This window comes from Streptomyces sp. NPDC002888 (genome assembly GCF_042888465.1).
Classification (GTDB): domain Bacteria; phylum Actinomycetota; class Actinomycetes; order Streptomycetales; family Streptomycetaceae; genus Streptomyces.
Map to the genome: position 1 here is coordinate 185,469 of NZ_JBIAPU010000015.1, position 19,817 is coordinate 205,285.

The window sequence follows — 19,817 nt, forward strand, 5'->3', positions numbered from 1 at the left end:
GTGCCCGGGCCTCCAAACGGTCCGGCCACCGGCAGAAGCGAGCACCCCTTCGTGACGACCCCCTCCGTCAAGCCGCACGTCCGCCTCGATATCCACCCCGTGCACACCAGTGCCGTGACCGCCACGATCACCGGCCCTCGGCAGCAACTGGCACAGGCTCTGCTAACCGCCCGCGGCTTCGAAATTCTCGACGAAGACACCCTGGTCATGGCCCGCATCGACCGCGAGGAGTCTCAATGACTGAGTCAAGCGCCTGCATGAGCTTTGGCTCTCCGAGGTGGGCCTGTCAGCAGCCAGGGCCATTGCATGAAGGTGATAGGTCCGGTTCGCCTGGCTCATGCGTGATGTGCCGTCACGTCCTGGACTGGTGGTGGTCACCCCAGAGAGCAGTGCAGGCACGGCTCTGGTGATCATGTGGTTGTCGAAGCCTATGCACACCGAGTGAGACCATGCCTGCCCGTTCATCATCTCTCATGCCCCGCGCTGGAGCACCCGGCCTCCGCTCCGGCCGCAGCACCGTTGGCCGATGCCGTCGACCTGCGGCATTTCCTGCACGACGTACCCGATCCCCGCGACCGCAAAGGTCAGACCCACCCTCTGGACGCACTGCTGTGCACGGCCGCCGCGGGCGTGCTGGCTGGGGCGCGGTCACTGGCCGCAATCGGTGAGTGGCTCACGGATGCGCCTGCCTGGGCCCTGCGTGCACTTGGATTCCCTCCGGACCCGCTCACCGACCGCCTGCTCGTGCCGCACCCGGCCACGGCCCGCAGGATCCTGGAGCGGGTAGACGGCGACGTGCTGGACCGGGCCGTCGGCGCCTTCCTCCATCACCGCATGGCCGCCTCAGCATCTGCTCCGACCAGCAGGCCCGGGCGCGGTCCGCACCGCGTGATCACGGTGGACGGAAAGACGCTCCGCGGTTCGCGCACCCCCGCCCGCCAGGCTGTGGTCCTGCTCGCCGCGATGGACCACGCCGGCACCGTGCTCACCCAGCGGCAGATCACCGACTGCAGCAACAAGATCCCTGCTTTCGCCCCGCTGCTGGACAGCATCGACCTGTCCGAGGCCGTGGTCCACCGACGCACTGCACACCCAGCACGAACACGACGCCTACCTGCGCTCCCACGGCGCCCACGACCTGGAGATTGTGAAGCGGAACCACCCCGGCCTGCACGACCGAGTACGGCAACTTCCCTGGCGGGACATCCCGCTGGAGCACTACGACCGCACCCGTGCCCACCACCGCATGGAGATCCGGCGGCTGAAGGCCGCCGCGTTCGCCCACCTCGACTACCCCGATGCCCGCCAGGCCCTCCAGGTTGTCCGCTGGAGACGCGAGCTGTCCACCGGCAAGCTGACCATCGAGCGCGTCTGCCTGATCACCAGTCTGGAGCCCGGGCAGGCCACCGGCGGCCGGCTCGCCGCTTGGATCAGAGGCCACTGGGGCATCGAGAACCGTCTGCACCACATTCGCGACCGCACATACCGCGAGGACGACTCCAAGATCCGCGCCGGGCAGTTGTCCCGAACCATGGCCACCCTGCGCAACCTCGCCATCAGCATCTTCAGGCAGGACAGGCAGGCCAACATCGCCGCCGCTCTCCGCCGAGCCGCCTGCGACTACCGCCAACCCCTGTCAGCCTCGGCCTCACCTGACGAAACCGGACAGATCCCGATCATGCAATGCCCCTGCCCCCGGAACCACGAGGTTCCGGGGGGTCTTCAGCTTTCACTCGGCTCCGGTCTACTCGTTCATCACGACGGCCACCTCCGCGGCGGTCAATGCACGGTTGTAGATGCGGAACTCATCGATTCTTCCGTCGAGGTACGGATCGGAGGAGAACTGCGATCGTCCGAGATAGTTCTGGGTGTTGGCGCCGAGATCCGATGGCTTGATGCTGATGTTGCCACTGCCCACCTTTGCGCCATCCACATAGAGCGTTCCGGTGGAGCCATCCAGCGTCACGGCCACGTGGTGCCATCCACCTGTCGGCAATGCGGCCGTTCCATCGACAACCTGCTCGCTTCCCCCGTTCTTGATTCCGAACCGGATGAACCCGTTGGTCCCATTCTTCGCCGTCAGGAACATGTACCGAGACGTTCCGGAACCGAAATCGAAGATTCGTGCCCATGTAGCGGCCGAGTCCAGATTCACCCACGCTGCGACAGTGATTGCCTTGACATCGGAGATCACCCCCGTCGGCAATGCGACGTACTGGCTCGCCCCGCTCAGGTCGACAGCATTCCCCTTCTTGCCGGCCACGAACGTGGCGCCACCCGTCAACGTGCCGTTCCAGCCGTTGCCGGACAGATCGTTCGCCGTCGTTCCGCTCGACTCGTTGAACGGGACCTCGGCGGACGGCAGCGCGGTGAGCCCGCTCATGACATGCCCGACTTCCGAAGCGGTCAGGGCGCGATTGTAAATACGGAAGTCGTCGATCTTCCCATCGAGATAGGGATCGTTGTATTGGGACCGGCCGATCCAATCCTGAGTGGTCACGCCCAGGGTGGAAGGCTTGAACGTCATCCCGGTGTTGCTGCCGACCTGCACACCGTCGACGTAGAGGATGCCGGTCGATCCGCTGAGTGTGACCGCGACATGATGCCAGCTCCCGGTCGGCAACGCCGACTGCCCGTCGATCACCTGCTCACTCGAGCCATTGTTCTTGATCGCGAACCGGATCTTGCCATTCGCTCCGTTCTTCGGGGTGAGGAACATGTTGGTCGCGGTGCCCGATCCGAAGTCGAAGATCCGCATCCAGTTGCTCACGGTGTCCAGGTTGACCCAGGCGGCGACGGTGACGGAGTCGTCCGTGGCCACGACACCATTCGGCAGGGCGACGTACTGACTACTGCCGTTGAGGTCCACGGCGTTACCGCTCTTGCCTGCCACGTGACTCGCGCCATTGACCAGCGTGCCGTTCCACCCGTTGCTCGATGCGTCGTAGGCCGTGGTTCCGGTGGCCTCGTCGAACGGGAGCAGGGCCATGGTGGCGGTGTCCCCGGTGTCGCCGAGGATCTTGACATCGTAGAAAGCGGCTCGGGCACCGCTCGGCATTCCCGTAACGGTGATCCTGACGAACTCCGCGTTCGCCGTGAAGTGGTCGGCCTGCAGTTGCGCTCCCCCGCTGTTACCGGAGTTGGTCTTGTCGACCTTCGTGGTCCAGTTGGTGTTGTCACTGGACGTTTCGATCTTGTATTTGTAAGGCGCGCCTCCCGTTCCCCACATCACTTGGGTGCCGCCCGTGATGCTCATGCTGCGCCCCAGGTCCACCTGCCACCAGTGGCCCGTCGCTGCGTCGTCGGCACTCCAACCGGTGGACATACTGGTGTCGTTCGCATTGCCCGCGGGACTGCCTGCCTGTTCGCTGTCGGAAGTGGCGTTCTTACCGAGAGCCAGGTTCACCGGCTCGCCGAAGATCTTGAAATCGTAGAAGCTGGCCCACGCACTGCTCGGGAGGCCCGTGATCGTGATCCGCACGTACCTCGCCGAGGCGGCGAACACATCGTTCTGGACTTGCGACGTATCCGTGTTGGCAGTCCTGTCGACCTTCAGCGCCCAGGTGCTGTTGTCGCTCGAGGTTTCGATCTTGTACTGGTACGCCGCACCGCCGGTCGGCCACGCAACCTGCGTACCGTAGGTGATGTTCTTGACGTTCCCCAAGTCGACTTTGAAGGAATGTCCTGTGCTCCCGTCGTTCGCGCTCCAGAGCGTGGTCGGATTGCCATCGTTTCCATTGGACACCGAAAGCCCGGCCTTCGTGCTGTCCGCGCTTGCGGACTTTCCCAGCGCGAGATTGACGGGTTCGCCCAGGACCTTGAAGTCGTTGAAGCTCGCGGAAGCGCCGCTGGGCATTCCGGAAACCGTGATTCGAACATATCTCGCCACGTCATAGAACAGGTCGTTCTGAGTCTGCGTGGTATCGGTGTTGGCGGTCTTGTTCGACTTCAGAGTCCAGTCGGCACCATTGAGAGAGGTCTCGATCTTGTACCGATAGGCGCCGCTTCCGGCCCACATCACCTGGGTTCCCCTGGTGATGTTCATGTTCGAGCCGAGATCCACGGCCCACCAGTGCCCGGTACTCCCGTCATCGGCAGTCCATCTCGTCGCCGTGCTGGCGTCATTGCCTCCGGAGGCGGGATTCGCCGTCTGCGCACTGTCGGTGCTCGCCGGCTTGTTCAGCGCGAGGTTCGTCGACGTGTAGTGAGGTATGGACACGGGCGCGGGTGCCGAGCCGCCCGTGGCGATGAAGTTGACGTTGTTGGTGTAGCTACCGACGCTGAAGTTGCCGGCGCTCGCGCTGGTGATGACGCTCCCGTTTACTCTCAGGTTCTCGAACGTCACGTCTTGAGTCAGGCGACTGGCGCTGTTGCCGTAGATCTGATTCGCGTTCGCGTTCGAACCCGTGTAGCTCACGTTCTTGAAGTAGACGTTGTTCACGCCACGCCCCGGCCCCAGCCCGTAGCCCGGATTTTTGTACGTCAGAACATCGACGATCTTGCCGGGGGCGTTGTCGTCGATCCGTATGTCGGTGAACGACACGTCCGACACGACCGCTCCGTCACCGGCCGTGACAGAGATGGCCAATGCTTGGTGATAGTCCCAGATGTCGATGTTGGAGAAACTGAGCGACTCGATCGAGCCGCCTCCGCCCGGCAACGAGGGGTCGCCGTGCGTCCCGATGTTGATGGGGTGAGCCGTGTCGGGCGTCAGGATCGAATTGGTGACGCTGATGTTGTTGGAGTGGTTTCCCTGATAGATGCCACCGTCCGGTCTTGAACCGTAAATGGCAATCGCATCGTCGGACGTACGCATGAAGATGTCGTTGATGGAGACATTGCTGGCATTGAAAAGGTCAACGCCGTCGCCCCACTTGTTGCCGCTGTACGCCTTCACGTTGTTGATGGTCACGTTCGTCGTGTCGGCGAGGTGGATTGCATTCCCACCGTTATTACCGATGCCGTAGTCGTTGAGGATGACGCCGTCGATCGTGACCTGGTTGGCGTAGTTGGCCGAGATCGCCCGACCGGACGGGCGATCGATGACTCCTCGCCCGATCACCTTGGAGTTCGTGGTGTTGTCGAGAAAGATCTGCCCCTTGATGGCGGCGCCACCGGCGATGTAGAGCGTCTTGCCACTGGGAACCACGTAGTCGCGTGTGTAGTACCCCGGCCCGACGTAGATGACATTCGGGTCGGTCGGACTGGGCGGATCGACTTCGGTGGGATTGGCGAAGATGTCCAGCGTGTTATAGGCGTCGCCGTTGATCAGTGCCGACAGCTTCATCGGTCCGGACATGGAGAAGGTCATCGTGCTGCCACTGATCGTGGGTGTGATGCCCTGATTCGTGGGGCGAATCACCGCGGAGGTGATCGCACCACTGTTCAGTGTCACGGAAATGTCTACCGGGCCGTCTGTATCGAAGTAGACGAACGAGACATTGTGCGGATGTTGGTGATCGACCTTCGTCGAATACTCGTCCAAGTCCTGCCATGTGCCACCGGGGACGCGCACCTTCACCGTGTACGCCGTGTTCAAGGCGACGCCCGAGGGGGCCTGATACGTGGTCAAGTTCGTCGCGGCGTGCGCAGGGGCCGGAAAGCTCAGCATCAGAGACGTGAACACGAGCACGAGCGCGAGCAGAAACGCCGGCTGCGTCATCCTGGGCTTTGCCCCTAGAGGATCGTCATGCATCAGTGGGCTCCATCATCATTGTTGGATCGCTGAAACGTGGGATTTTTCGCGCACGTGACCGAGACCTGCTCCGGGTGGTGGGTGTCGTCAGCGCACCAGGCGTACTTCGGGCAGCCGGATGGTGGCTGCAGGTCCAGCCGTGGCCGACGCGGTCAGGGACATGAGCTGGGCGAAGGCGCCCAGGCCTCCGGCGCTCAGTCCGTACGTCGTGACCTTGCCCAACTGGCGCTTGGTCAGCCGCTTGCCGAGGTCGAGCCACTCGTCGCAGGAGAGGGGCACGGTGTCGCTGGGATGGCCGATGCCCGCCCCGTCGAACAGGTCGGTGCGGTACCAGAACATCGAGTCCTGCGAGTAGTCCTTCGCCATGCCGTAGCCGCGCCCTGCTTGTGGCCGTCGAAGCGCCACAGGTCGTTGACGGGGTCGAGGTCGCAGGTCTTGAGGGCGCTGCTCTTGGCGAAGTACGGGTCCAGATCGGTCATCAGCCACGCGGATGGCGAATTACGGCGTCTCCGGCGCGCCCCCGCTGCGCACCACGTCCGGCGGGTTCTGCCCGCCAGCATGGCGTTGAGCTTGGCGGGGTCCGGCTTGATGACGCTGACCTCCAGCCCGAGCGCCTCCTCGGCCTGGGCCTGGAAGGTCTTCGGGTCGTCCGCGGTCATCATGGTGAGCGTCCCGTCGCCCTTGCCGTCGCCGGAGGACTTGCCGCTGACGGAGGCGGCGCAGCCGGGCAGGGCGGTCGCGGCGGAGCGGCGCCGGCGGACATCAGAAAACGGCGCCGGTCGAGCGAGAATCTGGCTGAAGCGGACATGCCGGTGACCTTTCATGGGGGAAGGGTTTGCGGACAGGCGAATGCCGCATGGGAAAGACGCAGGGGAGGCTGCGCGGCGGGTACCGAACTGTGGTGTGCGATCGCCCGGACCGCGCGGAGTCGGCCTCGGCCTTTGGGCGGGATCAGGCGCCGCCCAGTCCCGAGGGCGGGTCGTCACCGCTGCCCGGTCGCGGGCGGGCTCCCGCTGTAGGGGGAGGCGGTGAACGTCGTAGCTTGAGGCATGCCCGGCGACGGAAGCGGGGGCCAGGTCAGTGGTCCTTCTGATGCTTCGCCGGGGAACGGGCACGTGACGCAGGTGGTTCGGCGGTCGCCATGGCGACTGCCGGGCTTCATGATCGATTCATCGCGCACCTCGCCCGTCGTCGGCCTGCGCCGACGCGGCATTTCGAGTGTTGAAGGAGACGGTCCCGTTCTTCGGCTCTGCGGGAACTCTTCCCTCGGTCGTTGTACCGCTACAAACTGCCAAGTACCGCTACAAACCTGCTAACGAACGATTTCGGTGAACGTTAGGTGGGTTCGTCGGAAGGTGTCAAGGAGGGTGTCGCAAGTGTCAGTTGGAAGATGGCGCGTTTCTCGTTGAGTGAGCTTGGCGAGGACGCCGTGTCCCGGCACGGTGGCCGTCTCGTTGCGGTAGCTGGTCGATCAGCTGGTGTTGAAGAGGCGGGTTGGATGGGCTGCGATGAGGTGCTTCAGGAGCATGGAGAGCACCGGGTTTCCGACGGCTTCGACGATGCGCAGGTGGAAGGCGATGTCGTGGGCGGCGAAGTCCTCGACGGTGTCGGCGGAGCGGCACCGGTCGAGGATGTCGCGGAGTTCCTTCAGGTCGGGCGGTTGCAGCATGGCCGCAGCCAGTCCGGTCGCCTGGGGTTCGAGCAGTCTGCGTACCTGGAGCAACTGCAGGGCGGTACGCCCTGGGGGACGTCCGCTGCGAAGGACAGCGTTTCGAGGAGAAGGTGGGGCTCCAGGCTGGAGCCGTAGGTGCTGTCGCCCTGCCGCTGACCAGGATCCGCATGGCGGTCAGGGCCCGCACGGCTTCGCGCAGCGAGTTGCGGGGGAGGCCGATCGCACCGTCCACTGGGCGGCGGACGCCGCCGAGGCCAACCGCATCGTCACCGGCCTGGTGGAGGCGACCGGCGAAAGAGAGGTCGTCAAGGTCAAGTCGATGGCCACACAGGAGATCGGCCTCAACGAGGCGCTCGCCGAGGCCGGCATCCGCGCGTATGAGACCGATCTCGCCGAACTCATCGTACAGTTGGGCGGCGACCGCCCCTCGCACATCCTCGTGCCGGCCATCCACCGGGGCCGCTCCGAGATCCGGGAGATCTTCCGCCGGGAGATGGGGCAGTGGGGCAGACCAGCCCCCGAGGGACTGACCGATGACCCGCGCGACCTGGCCGAAGCTGCCCGGCTCCATCTGCGGGAGAAGTTCCTGCGGGCCAAGGTGGCCGTCTCCGGCGCCAACTTCGCCGCCGCCGACACCGGCACGGTGGTGGTCGTGGAGTCGGAGGGCAACGGCCGGATGTGTCTGACCCTGCCGGAGACCCTGATCACCGTCATGGGCATCGAGAAGGTCCTGCCCTCCTTCGCCGACCTGGACGTCTTCCTCCAGCTGCTGCCCCGCTCGTCCACGGGCGAGCGCATGAACCCGTACACCTCCCTGTGGACCGGCGTCACCGAGGGCGACGGGCCCCAGGACTTCCACCTGGTGCTCCTCGACAACGGCCGCACCGCCACCCTGGCCGACGAGGTGGGCCGCCAGGCGCTGAACTGCATCCGCTGCTCGGCCTGCCTGAACGTCTGCCCGGTGTACGAGCGCACCGGCGGTCACGCCTACGGATCCGTCTACCCCGGGCCGATCGGCGCGGTCCTCACGCCGCAGCTCATCGGCGTCGAGAACGCGGCCTCGCTGCCCTTCGCCTCGACCCTGTGCGGCGCCTGCTACGACGCCTGCCCCGTGAAGATCGACATCCCCGAGGTACTGGCTCATCTGCGCGCCGAGGTCGTGGAGGCGGGGCGCCGGGACCGGCTGCTGCCCACCACCGAGGCGCTGGCCATGAAGGCCGCGGCGGCGGTGCTGTCCTCCCCGAAACGCCTGGCAGCCGCCCAGAGGATCGCCGCCCTCGGGGCCCGCCTGGTGGCCCGCGACGGCCGGATCGGCTTCCTGCCGGGTCCCCTCGCCCGCTGGTCCGCCACTCGGGACGCGCCCGCGCCGGCCCGGGAATCGATGCGTGCCTGGTGGCGCCGTACGAGAACGACCGGGCGAGACGAAGGCCGTACGACGGCGGAAGGCAAGGAGGCACGATGAGCGGCCGCGAGACAGTCCTGAGCGCGGTGAGGACAGCTCTGGAAGACGTACCGGGCTCCGAGAGCCCCGATGACGTACCGGTCCCGCAGGGTCGTCACGCGGACCACGCGGGGCCGGACATCGTCGGGCTGTTCACCGAACGCGCCGCCGAGTACCGAGCCACGGTGGTCCGTGTGCCTGCGCCTGGTGCCGCGGCCGCCGTCAAGGGCGCGCTGGCCCGCACCGGAGCGCGGTCCGTGGTCCTGCCGCCGGGACTCCCCGAGGACCTCGTCCCCCAGGGGCCATGGTCGCGGCTGGAGGACGTCCCGCCGCTGACGGTGGACCAGCTTGACGCGGCGGACGCGGTGATCACCACCGTCGCCGCCGCCATCGCCGTCACCGGAACCGTGATCCTCGATCACGGCCCCGGTCAGGGCCGCCGGACTCTGACCCTGCTGCCGGACCAGCACATCTGCGTGGTCCGGGCGAGCCAGATCGCCCCCGACGTGCCCGAGGCGCTGAGCCGGCTGGACCCGTACCGGCCGCTGACGTTCGTCTCCGGCCCCTCGGCCACCAGCGACATCGAACTGGACCGGGTGGAAGGCGTGCACGGGCCGCGCGTCCTGGACATCGTCGTGATCGAGGACGCGTAGCGGAGCAGGGCTCGATGGCCTGGTCTCGCGCCGCCACCGAGCACGCGGATGTGCGGCCGGGACTCCCCGATCGCGGCGATCTTCCCGATCGGGGGCTTCCACTACCCGGAGCGGATCTCTTTCAGGTGGCCGCGCTGCAGGGCGGCAACGAGGGTGGCCGTACACAGCTGCCGGCCGGCCTGGTCGGCCACCCTCACATTCAGGCATGCCACCGGGGTGGCGCCGGTCAGCCGACTGGGCTGAACGTCCACAGCAGGTTGTTGTGCTGCTGCCACGTCCACTGCTTGGCCACAGCCCCTGCTGCGACCATGCCGCCGCCGTCGAGGACCAGTCCCGTGCTGCGGTTGGCGATCGAGTACTGGCCCTGGCTGCGGTGGGTGATCTGCCACTGCTGCGTGTTGCCGCCGTCCCAGGCCTTCTGCCGGGCCGGGTCGCCGTTGCGGGTGGCGCCCCAGCCGTCGGCGACCATGCCGTTGGTGCGGTTGACGAGCCTGTAGTAGCCGTTTCCGAGGTCGATCGCCTGCCACTGGAGATTGGCGTGGTCTATCGGCTCCCACTGCTTCAGATTCGAGCCGCTGGCGACGTTGCCGCCGCTGTCCAGTACCAGGCCGTTCGTGACGTTGGCCAGGCGGAAGTACGTGGCCGGGTTGAACGTCACCTTCAGCGAGGCGATGACGTCGTTGTTACCGGTCTGGCGAAGGTCGGCGGCGTTCGAGGTGAACGTCCAGGCGGTGCCGGTGAAGTTGTCGCCGGAGTAGCCCATCACCTGGAAGCCGTCGGGCACCAGGATGGAGGAGGCCGTGGCAGGCCCCAGGCCGGCGGCGGACAGCTGAGAGGAGGTGTAGCTGCCCAGCGCGAGAACGGCGCGGGAGCCTTGGTAGTTGACGTTCTGGAACACCGTCGGTGAGACCCTCACGGGCATGCCCTGGACCTCGACGCACACCACGGAGACGTTGGCGTTCGGCGCGCTGGCCGGCACGGTGACATTGATCTGGTCGGTGACGGTGTAGGAGAGCGAGACCGAGGGGTTGTTCAGCAGGTAGACGCGGCTGATCGTGTTGTCGATCCGCGGGATCCGCAGCTGGCCGTTCGTGGGCCAGGTGAAGACATGGGCGAAGAGCTTGCCGCTCTTCTTGGTGACCTTCCCCCACGCCGGTTCGGTGACGAACGGGCTGCCGCTGGTGCCGTGAATGCTGTCGCTGTACGTCGACATCCATGAGGCCACGCCGTTGAGGATGGTCTGGGATCCGGCGGTGACCGAGCCATCGCCCTTGGGGCCGATGTTCAACAGGAGGTTGCCGTCCCGGGAGACCACCGTGACGAGCTCCTGGACGATGTCCTTCACGGATCTGTAGGAGTCCTCCCTCGACGCGTCGTAACCCCAGGCGCCGTTCATGGTGGCGCACCGCTCCCATGGCCGGCTCATCGGCGTGCTGGGTATGTCGAACTCCGCGACCGCGTAGTCGCCAAGACCGTGGTCCCGCTTGACCCGTTCGTTGACGATGAGGCCGGGCTTGCGGGCAATCAGCCAGTTGTAGAGGTCGACGCCGTCCGATGTCAGCCACCAGTCCTCCAGGGTGGGGCTGGAAGGCTCGCCGAACCAGTCGCCGTCGAACCACAGCAGCGCCGGGTCGTAGCGGTCCAGCAGTTCCTGCAGTTGCGCCTTCATGTCGGCGATGTAAGCGGTGCGGGCAGCCTGCGACGACATCGTCGTGAGACCGCTCTCGTGACGGTCGGTCTGGGAAGGGTGGTTCCAGTCGAGGATCGAGTAGTACAGGCAGAACTTGATCCCACGGCTCTCGCACTCGGTCTTGAGGTCCATGAGCGGGTCGGTCTGAATGCCGTTGTAGTCGTGCAGGTTGTAACCCTTGGTACCCGTGGTGTCGGTGAAGCCCGCCACGTCGGAGTTCCACATCGCGTAGCCCTCGTGGTGCTTGGCGGTGATCACGAGGTACTTCATGCCGGCGTTCTCGGCCAGCTCGGCGATGGTGGCGGCGTTGAACGCGGTCGGGTTGAAGTTCTCGGTGACCTGGGTCTGGTAGTCCGCCTTGCTCCACCGCTGGCCGTCGAACGCCCACTCGCCCTGGCCGAGCTGCGAGTAGGAGCCGAAGTGGATGAACATCCCGAACCTGGCCTGGTACCACCAGTCCATCTTCGAGGGGACGGTGTACGCCTCGGCGGTGGAGGGCCACAAAGCCTGTGGCAGTCCGAAGGCCGCCACTCCTGCGGCAAGGGCGGCGGCCTTCATCAGAGAGCGTCTGCTGAGGGAGGCAGAGGACATGGTGCGGCTCCATGGGTCAAGGGGAGGGAGGGCAGGGCGCTGGGGCCGGAACGCCGACATGGCGGCCGTGCTCCACGTCTCCCAACAGAAGACATCGGATGGATTTATAGGAGTGCGACGGTGGCCGCGTCTATAGCTGAGACGAGATTGCGCTCAAAGCAGGGGCTTTGCGCGAGGTTCTTGGAGGCATGTCGAACCCGAAGCGTCACTTACCGATCGAGCGAACTGCCATACATCGGATCTCTTGAGAGCAGCTCTCCCCGATCAGTAGCGCCCGGGCTGAACGGCTCAGTCGAGCGGCGCGACTCCTGGAGCGCCCTCGGCGTGGACCCTGTCCGTAGCCAGACCCACACCTTCGCGGATGCGGTGCGGCGGTACGTGCACTGGGCGCGTGAGGACCCGGCGTGGGTGCACACGCTGACGCGCGAAGAGCCCGGCAAGCGCCCTGTAGCGATGAGGTCGGCCGTGGTCTCGTGGCCGCGGTGTGCCGTCCTGGTGCCACGAGTTCAGGAGCCACGGGACCGCGGGCAAGGAGACTCCAATGTGACCGAAAACGTGATCCTCCGGAGCGTGGAACTCCAGTAGTACTTACTCCGGCGGCGGTTTTTGAAATTTCATCAAGCTGGACTACCTCCTTACCCCCACTCGCACTGATGAGGAGTATCCATGCACGTCAACCCCCGCAAAGCACATGCTGCGGTCGTGGCCGCAGCGCTCGCGACCGTCGGCGTGGGCGGTCTCGTCACTGCACCCGTCGCGATCGCCGATGCCGCCGCGCCTGCCGACACCGTCGCGACCGCCCAGCTGAAGGTCGAAGGGCCCTTTACCTGGCAGAGCCCCGGCGCCCCCACCGGGTCAATGTTCAACGGCATCACGGTCAATGACGGCACGACCACGACCTGCATCAACGCGATCGACGGCTACTGGGGCATCGTCGACTGGCGCTACACCGTCCTGACCAACTACGAGGTCACCGCAGGCAAGACCTACACCGTGACCGGCTGGACGTACAACAACTGCACGGGGCCCTCCACCAACAGCAGCGCTACCGTGACCCCCACTGACGCCGACATCGCCAGCGGTGTCGTCAGCGTCGTCATTCCGTGACCCGGACGTCCAGGAATCGGCTCGCTCACCCCGGCCGCATGATCACCCACAGATCACTGGGGGCCTGCTGAGCGTTCGCTAACCTGCGTTCCATTTACCCCGACGGCCCCGTCCACGGACTGCAGACGGGGCCGTTCGCACAGGTTCGGTGCCGTTGGCGATGCGGTGCAGGGCGGCGCCCATCGAGCGGGCGACGCCTGAGCCCGGAACCGGGATCCCGGACGGAACGAGAACAAGAGCCACGTCAAGCGCCGACGGCGTGTCCAGCACGCTCGCGTAGCATGCTCGGCCGCTGATCTCATGCCGCGTCGCGCTGACCAGTTGGACCTCACCTCGTACGTGGAGTGCACCAGCAGGTTCTCCAAAGTGTGAGCACCCAGGCCAAGCGGCCGGTCCGACGCCCCGGTCACGGCCACCGACCGTGGATTGAACAGCGGATCCAACGGCGACATCACCCTCATCGCCCGCGCCCCGCTGCGGCGGGGACCGCTCGGTGGGAAACGGTGACCGGAGGCAGGACCGAGTGGAAGCTGTCGAGGTTCATCAAGATCCTCCGCTCAGGGGCGTGTCCCCGCCCCTCCCTCACTCTGCCCGGCAGGGCCGACCCCCAGGACCGGGACCAGACGCAGGGCGAGCGTGGTGAAGAAGCGCACCTCGGGATCGTCCAGGTCGGCGGAGAGCAACGAGGAGATCCGCTCGACGCGGTACCGCAGCGTGTTGACATGGACGTGAAGAGCACGGGCGGTCTCCGCCAGCCGACGGTCCTTCTCCAGATACACCCTGAGGGTGTGCGTCAGGTCGGAGTTTCCTTGACGGTCCGCGTCGAGCAGGGGACCGAGGGTCTCCACGACCGCGCCGCGCAACGCCTCGATACCGCCGATGTGCGCGAACATCCGGTACATGCCCAGGTCGGCACTGGTCGCGATGGTGCGGTCGGTGCTGGAGTAGACGGCGACCTGCCGGGCGAACAGGGCCTCCCGTACGGCGTCCGGATAGTCGGTGACCCCGCGAGCGACCGGTCCGATCCCGGCCGTGAGAAGGAGACGCCGGCTCCGACATGCGGCGAGCACATCGCGGATCTGGCCTGGCAGGCGCCGCTCGGAGTCGGGATCGGGCACCGGCCACAGGAGGATCACGTCACCGTCGAAGGTGGTGAGGTGGCCGCTGCCGACCCGGGCTCGCATCTCGCGATGAATGCGCTCCAGCAGCCAGCGGTCGACCGGCCGGTCGTGCCCGATGGTCACCACGGCCCGCGGTACGTCGAGGTCGATACCGAGCAGTCCCGAGCGACGTTCCAGTCGGCGCAACCCCTCCGCGTCGGCGGTGCACAGACCGTGCAGGAACTCGTCGGTCAGCCGGGTCTCCGTCTCGACCGACGCGCGCTGCCGGGCGAATTCAAGCGCGACGACCTGCGCGAGCACGGTCAGTTGCCGTGCGGGCACGTGGCCCTCGGCAGTGAGCCGCGCGCCGTCGACCCCAGGGATAGGCACGTGAGCGCCGCGCCCGGCTGCGCCGTCGTCCTCGCGGCCGGGGACGTCCAGACCGGGGACCGGAGCCCCGTCGACGTGCAGCCTGAAACCCAGCATGTCCGACGCCGTGGTCAGTCCGTGGGCCAGCGGCTGCCCGCGCAGGAGCGAGCCGATCAGCCCCTCAAGCCCCGCCTCCAGCCGTTCCGAGGCACGCAACCGCTCGGCGAGCTCCGCGGCCCGCCGCTCCAGCGCCGCGTGCTCCCTCGCCCGCTCCCGCAGCGCCCGCGCCATGCTGGCGAACGCGAGCAGCAGATGCAGCTCGTCCACGGTGAACACCCGACGCTCGCGGGTCATCACGAGCAGCACCCCCTCGACGCGGTCGGGGCCGCGCATCGGAGCACCGGCCAGGGAGGTGATCCCCTCGAGCTGGGCGAACATCCTGAAGGCTTCGCTGCCGGCCGGCTCGCTCGCGTAGTCCGTCCAGGCGATCGGCTCGTCCCGGTCGAGAACCGCACCCGCCAGGCCCACGCCCGGCGGGAGGTGGGTGAGCTGGTGCACCTCGGGCCGGACCACGCCGGAAGTCGCGGCCATCTCCAGTCGGCCATCACGTTCGTCCATCCAGAAAGCGGCGTCGGCCTGGAGGACGCCTCGCGCGGCGCCGAGCGCATGGGCTTCGACCTCGCTCGGAACGCCCGCAGCTGTGACGTCCCGCAACGCCGCGAGCAAGCCGGCAAGTTTCGGTGAGACGGCAGTCATGTAGCAAACCTACGACGGATCCAGCTGGATTGGGCGAAAGCCTCCGTAGGCGAGCCACCGCCCTGCCCGCAGAGTGGATTTACCACCCCGACCGCCACCAGCGGCCGGCCGGGGTGCACGAAACGGCGCCAGATTCCCGACCTCGTAAGGATCCGGTTACGCATGTCCAGCCGAGCCAACGCCCCGGACCAAGCCGGCGCCGGAGCGATCGAATCGGTCCCCCTCGTTGTGGTCGGCGCCGGTCCTGTCGGCCTGATCGGTGCGCTGACCGCGCGTATCCTCTTCCGCTGTTTCCCCGCCAGGTAGGCATGGTCGCCATGTCGATCACTGCGAGCCAACGGGTCACCACGCGGGACATAGCCGACCAGTTGAGACTGTCGGTCTCGACCGTGGGCCGGGCACTCGCCGACGATCCGCGGATCAGCGTCGAGACCCGGCACCGCGTCCAGCGAAAGGCCACCGACCTCGGGTACATCGGCAACCACGCTGCGCGCATGATGCGGGGCGCCTCCAGCAAGGTGATCGGCCTGATGCTCCCGGATGTCCGCAGCACTCTCTACAGCGCGGCGGCACACGCGTTGGCCCAGTGCATGAGCCGACAGGGCTACCAAGTGATGCTCTGCGAGACCGACGACGACCGCGACACCGAACTCGCGCAGGTGAAGGGGCTGATCGCCGGGCAGGTCGCAGGCTTGCTCGTCGTACCGTCGCCGCGTCCCCGCAGCGAGTCCATCCGCCTGCTCAACCAAGTGCCCCACGTCCAGTTCCTGCGCACGCACCCGAAGTTGGCCGAGCAGTGGTTCACGATCGACGATCGTCAAGTCCTGCACGATGCGACGCAGCATCTCCGCGACCTCGGGCACACGCGGATCGCCTACATCGGCGACCTCCTGAAGCTGTCGACCAGCGGGCAGCGCTTCAAGGGTTTTCTGAACGTGGTCGGCGCCGACCACGATCCCGACCTGGTCGTCCACCTGCCACCCGGCTCCGTCGAAGCCGCGCGCGTGGAGCTGTCGAGACTCTTGGAGGGCCCCCACCCGCCCTCCGCAGTAGTCACCGCATCGGTCCGTATCACCCAGGCCACGTTGGAGGAGCTCACGGCACGCCAGGTGCAGGCTCCGTGCGACCTGTCTGTGGTCGGCATCGGCGACGAGCCGGCGTTCGCCTGGTGGGGCCCCGGCCTGACGACCATGGCACTGCCGGTGCACGAGGTCGCCACGGCCTCCTCCAGGTGGTTGCTGCGGCTCCTGCGGTACGGCGGCAACCCGACACCCTTCATCTCGCGTACCGCCGGACACCTACGCAAGCGGGGAAGCACCGCGCCCCCTGCAGCACCCCGCTGACGGCGCCGTTCCCCGGACCCACACACAAGGAGCACCGACATGCACCGAAGAGGAGTCGTCTTCCTCACGGACCGCGCCTGGCCGGACGACGAAATCGAACGCCGCATCATCGAGGACGCCGGGTTCGGGCTGGTCTCCGGACCGGCCGATCCCGCGCCGGAGCAGACCATCGAGCACCTGGTCAAGGCCTACGACCCGGTCGCGATCATGACGTGCTGGGCGCCGGTGTCGGCGACCGCCGTCCGGACGCCGTCACGTCTTCGGGTGGTCGCCCGGATGGGTGTCGGGCTGGACAACATCGACGTGGCCGCCGCCACCGAGCGCGGCGCGCTCGTCACCAACGTGCCCGACTACTGCGTCGAGGAGGTCTCCGACCACGCCGTCGGCCTCGTCCTCGACTGGACGCGCGGCATCACGGCACTCGACCGCCAGGTACGGGCGGGGCAGTGGGATCCGGCCGGCGCGCGGCTGCGGAGGCTGAGCTCGAAGACGGTCGGTATCGCCGGATACGGTCGTATCGGCCGGGCGTCGGCTCGCAAGTTCTCGGCGCTGGGCTGCCGGGTCGTCGTCCATGACCCAGGCGCCCAAGGCCGGGCGGACGTCGAGTTCCTGTCCTGGCCGGAACTGCTGGGCACGGCCGACGTGGTGGTTCTGCACGTCCCGCTCGCCCCGGACAGCCGGCACCTGGTCGGCGCGAAGGAGTTCGCCGCGATGCGCGACGGGGCCTTGCTGGTCAACGTGAGCCGGGGAGGCCTCGTGGACACCGCCGCGCTGGTCGACGCTCTGGACGCCGGCCGTATCGGCGGAGCGGCGCTGGACGTCCTCGAAGAAGAGCCGACCGTGCGCCCCGCGCTCCTGGACCGCCCGAACGTGGTGATCACCCCGCATGTGGGGTTCTCCTCCGACGAGTCCGTCGTGGAACTGCGGACCAAGGCCGCCGAGGACGTCGTACGCGTGCTGCGCGGACAGACGCCGCACTACCCCTGCAACACCCCTGCCGTCCGCCGGTCCTCCGAGGAGCATGCACGATGACCCGTATCACCCAAGTCCACGCCCGCCAGATCTTCGACTCCCGGGGCCGGCCCACCGTCGAGGCCGACATCGAGACCGACGACGGCACCCTGGGCCGCGCGGCCGTGCCGTCCGGTGCCTCGACGGGCACCAGCGAGGCATGGGAGCTACGCGACGGCACCGCTGAGTACGGCGGGCTCGGCGTGCGCACCGCGGTCGGCCATGTCAACGGCGAGATAGCGCGTGCCGTGCTCGGCCACGACGTCCGTGAACAGGCCGCGCTCGACAAGCTTTTGACCGAACTGGACGGAACCTCCCACCTCGGGCGGCTCGGCGCCAACGCGATCCTCGGGGTTTCGCTCGCCGCGGCCCGAGCCGCCGCGCACAGTCAGCGCATGCCGCTGTACCGGTGGGTGGCCGAGCTCGCGGGCACGACGCCCAGCCTTCCGATGCCCATGGTCAACATCCTCAGCGGCGGACTGCACGCCGGGCGCGGCATGGACGTCCAGGACTTCCTGGCGGTGCCGGCCTCGGCCACTTCGATGGCCGAGGCCATCGAAGTGGCCAGCCGCGTCCGCTCGGCCGCGACCGACGCGCTGGCTGCCCGGGGGCTACCGACCCTGCTGGCCGACGAAGGCGGGCTGAGCCCCGGCTTCGAGACGGGACAGGCCGCACTGGAGCTGATGGTCGAGGCGATCGAACGTGCCGGGCTGGCCCCGGGGCAGGACGTGGTGCTGGCGATCGACGTCGCCGCGCACTCCCTCTGGGACGCCGAGAAAGGCGCCTACCGACTGGCACGTGAGGGCAGGCAGGCCGATCGCGCGCAGATGATCGAGATGGTCGTCGGCTGGGCGGAGGACTTCCCGCTCGCCTCGATCGAGGACGCCCTCGACGAGGAGGACTGGCGCGGCTGGAAATTGCTCACCGGGTGGCTGGGCGACCGGATCAACCTCATCGGCGACGACCTCTTCACCACCCACCCCGAACGTCTCAAGCACGGCATCGAACTCGGCGCCGCCAACGGCATCCTGGTCAAGCTCAACCAGAACGGCACGCTCAGCGGCACCCTCGACGTCATCGCGGCGGCACGCGCCGCCGGGTACGTGCCCGTGGTGTCGGCCCGGTCGGGCGAGACCGAGGACGCCTTCATCAGCGACCTCGCGGTCGGCACCGGCGCGGGTCAGATCAAGATCGGATCGGTGCGGACCTCGGATCGGCTGGCCAAGTACAACCAGCTCGTCCGCCTCGCCGAGGATCCCGCACTCGCCTTCGCCGGCATGACCGGCTATCCCCGCCACGCACCGGGTCCGGTCCGATGAGCGCCGACACTCACGTGGTGGTCCCAGAGGTGGCACGGACCTTCCTTCTGGAGCACGGGCTCGCCACGGACGGCGACACACCGATCTGGACGCCTCTGACCGGAGGAGTCTCCTCCGAACTGTGGCGCGTGGACCTGGCCGACCGATCCATCTGCGTCAAGGGCGCGCTGGAGCGACTGAAGGTCGAGGGCGACTGGCACGCCCCGGTCAGCAGGAACACCGTGGAGTGGGACTGGCTCAACTTCGCCGCCACCGTGGTTCCCGGCCACGTACCCGAGCCGCTGGCCCACGACGAGGAACGCGGCCTGTTCGCGATGAGCTATCTGCCCGCGCCGGACCACCCCGTGTGGAAGACCCGCCTGCTGGAGGGGTCCGTCCACCAGGACGAGGCCGTCGCGGTCGGCTCGCTGATCGGCCGGCTGCACGCGGCCGCCGCCGGCGACCGGGAACTCGCCCGCCGCTTCGCCACCGACGCCAACTTCGCGAGCCTGCGCATCGACCCCTACCTGGTGGCCACCGCAACCCGGCATCCCGATCTCTCCGACGAGTTCGAGCGGATCATCCGTCGCACCACGAGGACGCGTCTGACGGTGATCCACGGAGACGTCAGCCCGAAGAACATCCTCATCGGCCCGTCGGGCCCGGTTGTGCTCGACGCCGAATGCGCGTGGTACGGGGACCCGGCCTTCGACCTCGCGTTCGTGGTCAACCACCTACTGCTCAAGACGCTCGCGGTCACTGGGCGGCGGGAAGCTCTCGTCGCGTCGGCGCACGCCCTGGTCGACGCCTACGCGCAGCAGGTGACTTGGGAGCCCGCTGACTCGACCGGTGCGAGGGCCGCCGCTCTGTTGCCGGCACTGCTCCTGGCCCGCGTCGACGGCCTCTCCCCCGTGGAGTACCTCGACGCGCAACAGCAGGGCGCGGTGCGGGCGGTCGGCAGAGAACTGCTCGGCGCTCGTTCCCCGGAACTGCACGACGTGATCACCGAGGCGGCCGCCGCGCTGGACGCCACCAGGGCCTGAGAACCGGGGAGAGGACGCGGGGAGCAGTAGTGATTCTCCAATGGTCGT

The 19,817-nt window shown here is 67.3% G+C and carries 12 protein-coding genes and 3 pseudogenes; 10 read left to right on the forward strand and 5 right to left on the reverse strand.

Annotation, left to right across the window (positions count from 1 at the left end; all coding sequences use genetic code 11):
* Positions 1–114 precede the first annotated feature (114 nt).
* The 3 genes and pseudogenes from ACFYWX_RS24840 to ACFYWX_RS24850 form a co-directional block, all read left to right on the forward strand.
* Positions 115–240, forward strand: a complete 126-nt coding sequence (locus ACFYWX_RS24840; RefSeq protein WP_389426275.1) for a hypothetical protein — start codon at positions 115–117, stop codon at positions 238–240.
* 201 nt (positions 241–441) lie between these two features.
* Positions 442–762: pseudogene (locus ACFYWX_RS24845) on the forward strand (transposase family protein); the annotation flags it as partial.
* Between the two features lie 352 nt (positions 763–1,114).
* Positions 1,115–1,504, forward strand: a pseudogene (locus ACFYWX_RS24850) (ISAs1 family transposase); the annotation flags it as partial.
* Between the two features lie 240 nt (positions 1,505–1,744).
* On the opposite strand, the gene ACFYWX_RS24855 reads toward ACFYWX_RS24850, so the two are convergent.
* From ACFYWX_RS24855 to ACFYWX_RS24865, 3 genes are all read right to left on the reverse strand, one after another.
* Positions 1,745–5,695: a LamG-like jellyroll fold domain-containing protein gene (locus tag ACFYWX_RS24855; RefSeq protein WP_389426276.1), complete on the reverse strand. Its 3,951-nt coding sequence runs from the start codon at positions 5,693–5,695 to the stop codon at positions 1,745–1,747.
* Between the two features lie 87 nt (positions 5,696–5,782).
* Positions 5,783–6,061, reverse strand: a complete 279-nt coding sequence (locus ACFYWX_RS24860; protein WP_389426277.1) for a hypothetical protein — start codon at positions 6,059–6,061, stop codon at positions 5,783–5,785.
* A gap of 1,105 nt (positions 6,062–7,166) precedes the next feature.
* Entirely contained in the window at positions 7,167–7,418 is a 252-nt protein-coding gene (locus ACFYWX_RS24865) for a FadR/GntR family transcriptional regulator (protein WP_389426278.1), read from the reverse strand.
* A 163-nt stretch (positions 7,419–7,581) separates the two neighbouring features.
* On the opposite strand from ACFYWX_RS24865, the pseudogene ACFYWX_RS24870 reads away from it, so the two are divergent.
* Positions 7,582–8,829: pseudogene (locus tag ACFYWX_RS24870) on the forward strand (lactate utilization protein B); the annotation flags it as partial.
* On the forward strand, positions 8,826–9,461 hold the full coding sequence (locus ACFYWX_RS24875) for a lactate utilization protein C (protein WP_389426279.1): 636 nt from the start codon (positions 8,826–8,828) through the stop codon (positions 9,459–9,461). The pseudogene ACFYWX_RS24870 and the gene ACFYWX_RS24875, both read left to right, overlap by 4 nt.
* 226 nt (positions 9,462–9,687) lie before the next feature.
* Here the strand turns inward: ACFYWX_RS24875 and ACFYWX_RS24880 are convergent, their stop codons facing one another.
* Positions 9,688–11,742, reverse strand: coding sequence for an alpha-L-fucosidase (locus ACFYWX_RS24880; RefSeq protein ID WP_389426280.1), 2,055 nt, complete (start codon positions 11,740–11,742; stop codon positions 9,688–9,690).
* Positions 11,743–12,408: 666 nt separating this feature from the next.
* Here ACFYWX_RS24880 and ACFYWX_RS24885 point away from each other — a divergent pair.
* On the forward strand, positions 12,409–12,849 hold the full coding sequence (locus tag ACFYWX_RS24885) for a hypothetical protein (RefSeq protein ID WP_389426281.1): 441 nt from the start codon (positions 12,409–12,411) through the stop codon (positions 12,847–12,849).
* 557 nt (positions 12,850–13,406) lie between these two features.
* On the opposite strand, the gene ACFYWX_RS24890 is transcribed toward ACFYWX_RS24885, so the two are convergent.
* Positions 13,407–15,074 carry a helix-turn-helix domain-containing protein gene (locus ACFYWX_RS24890; protein ID WP_389426282.1) on the reverse strand — a complete coding sequence of 556 codons (1,668 nt, stop codon included), beginning with the start codon at positions 15,072–15,074 and terminating at the stop codon, positions 13,407–13,409.
* Between the two features lie 317 nt (positions 15,075–15,391).
* Between ACFYWX_RS24890 and ACFYWX_RS24895 the strand changes: the two genes are divergently transcribed.
* From ACFYWX_RS24895 to ACFYWX_RS24910, 4 genes are read left to right on the forward strand one after another with little or no spacing between them, the layout of a single operon-like run.
* The gene (locus ACFYWX_RS24895; RefSeq protein WP_389426283.1) at positions 15,392–16,417 is read left to right on the forward strand and encodes a LacI family DNA-binding transcriptional regulator; all 1,026 of its coding nucleotides are present in this window, start codon (positions 15,392–15,394) and stop codon (positions 16,415–16,417) included.
* 39 nt (positions 16,418–16,456) lie between these two features.
* On the forward strand, positions 16,457–17,449 hold the full coding sequence (locus tag ACFYWX_RS24900; protein ID WP_389426284.1) for a C-terminal binding protein: 993 nt from the start codon (positions 16,457–16,459) through the stop codon (positions 17,447–17,449).
* On the forward strand, positions 17,446–18,747 hold the full coding sequence (gene eno, locus ACFYWX_RS24905) for a phosphopyruvate hydratase (protein ID WP_389426285.1): 1,302 nt from the start codon (positions 17,446–17,448) through the stop codon (positions 18,745–18,747). The genes ACFYWX_RS24900 and eno overlap by 4 nt, the downstream gene beginning before the upstream one ends.
* Positions 18,744–19,769 carry a phosphotransferase family protein gene (locus ACFYWX_RS24910; protein ID WP_389426286.1) on the forward strand — a complete coding sequence of 342 codons (1,026 nt, stop codon included), beginning with the start codon at positions 18,744–18,746 and terminating at the stop codon, positions 19,767–19,769. Before eno ends, ACFYWX_RS24910 begins: the two co-directional genes overlap by 4 nt.
* Positions 19,770–19,817: the final 48 nt, after the last annotated feature.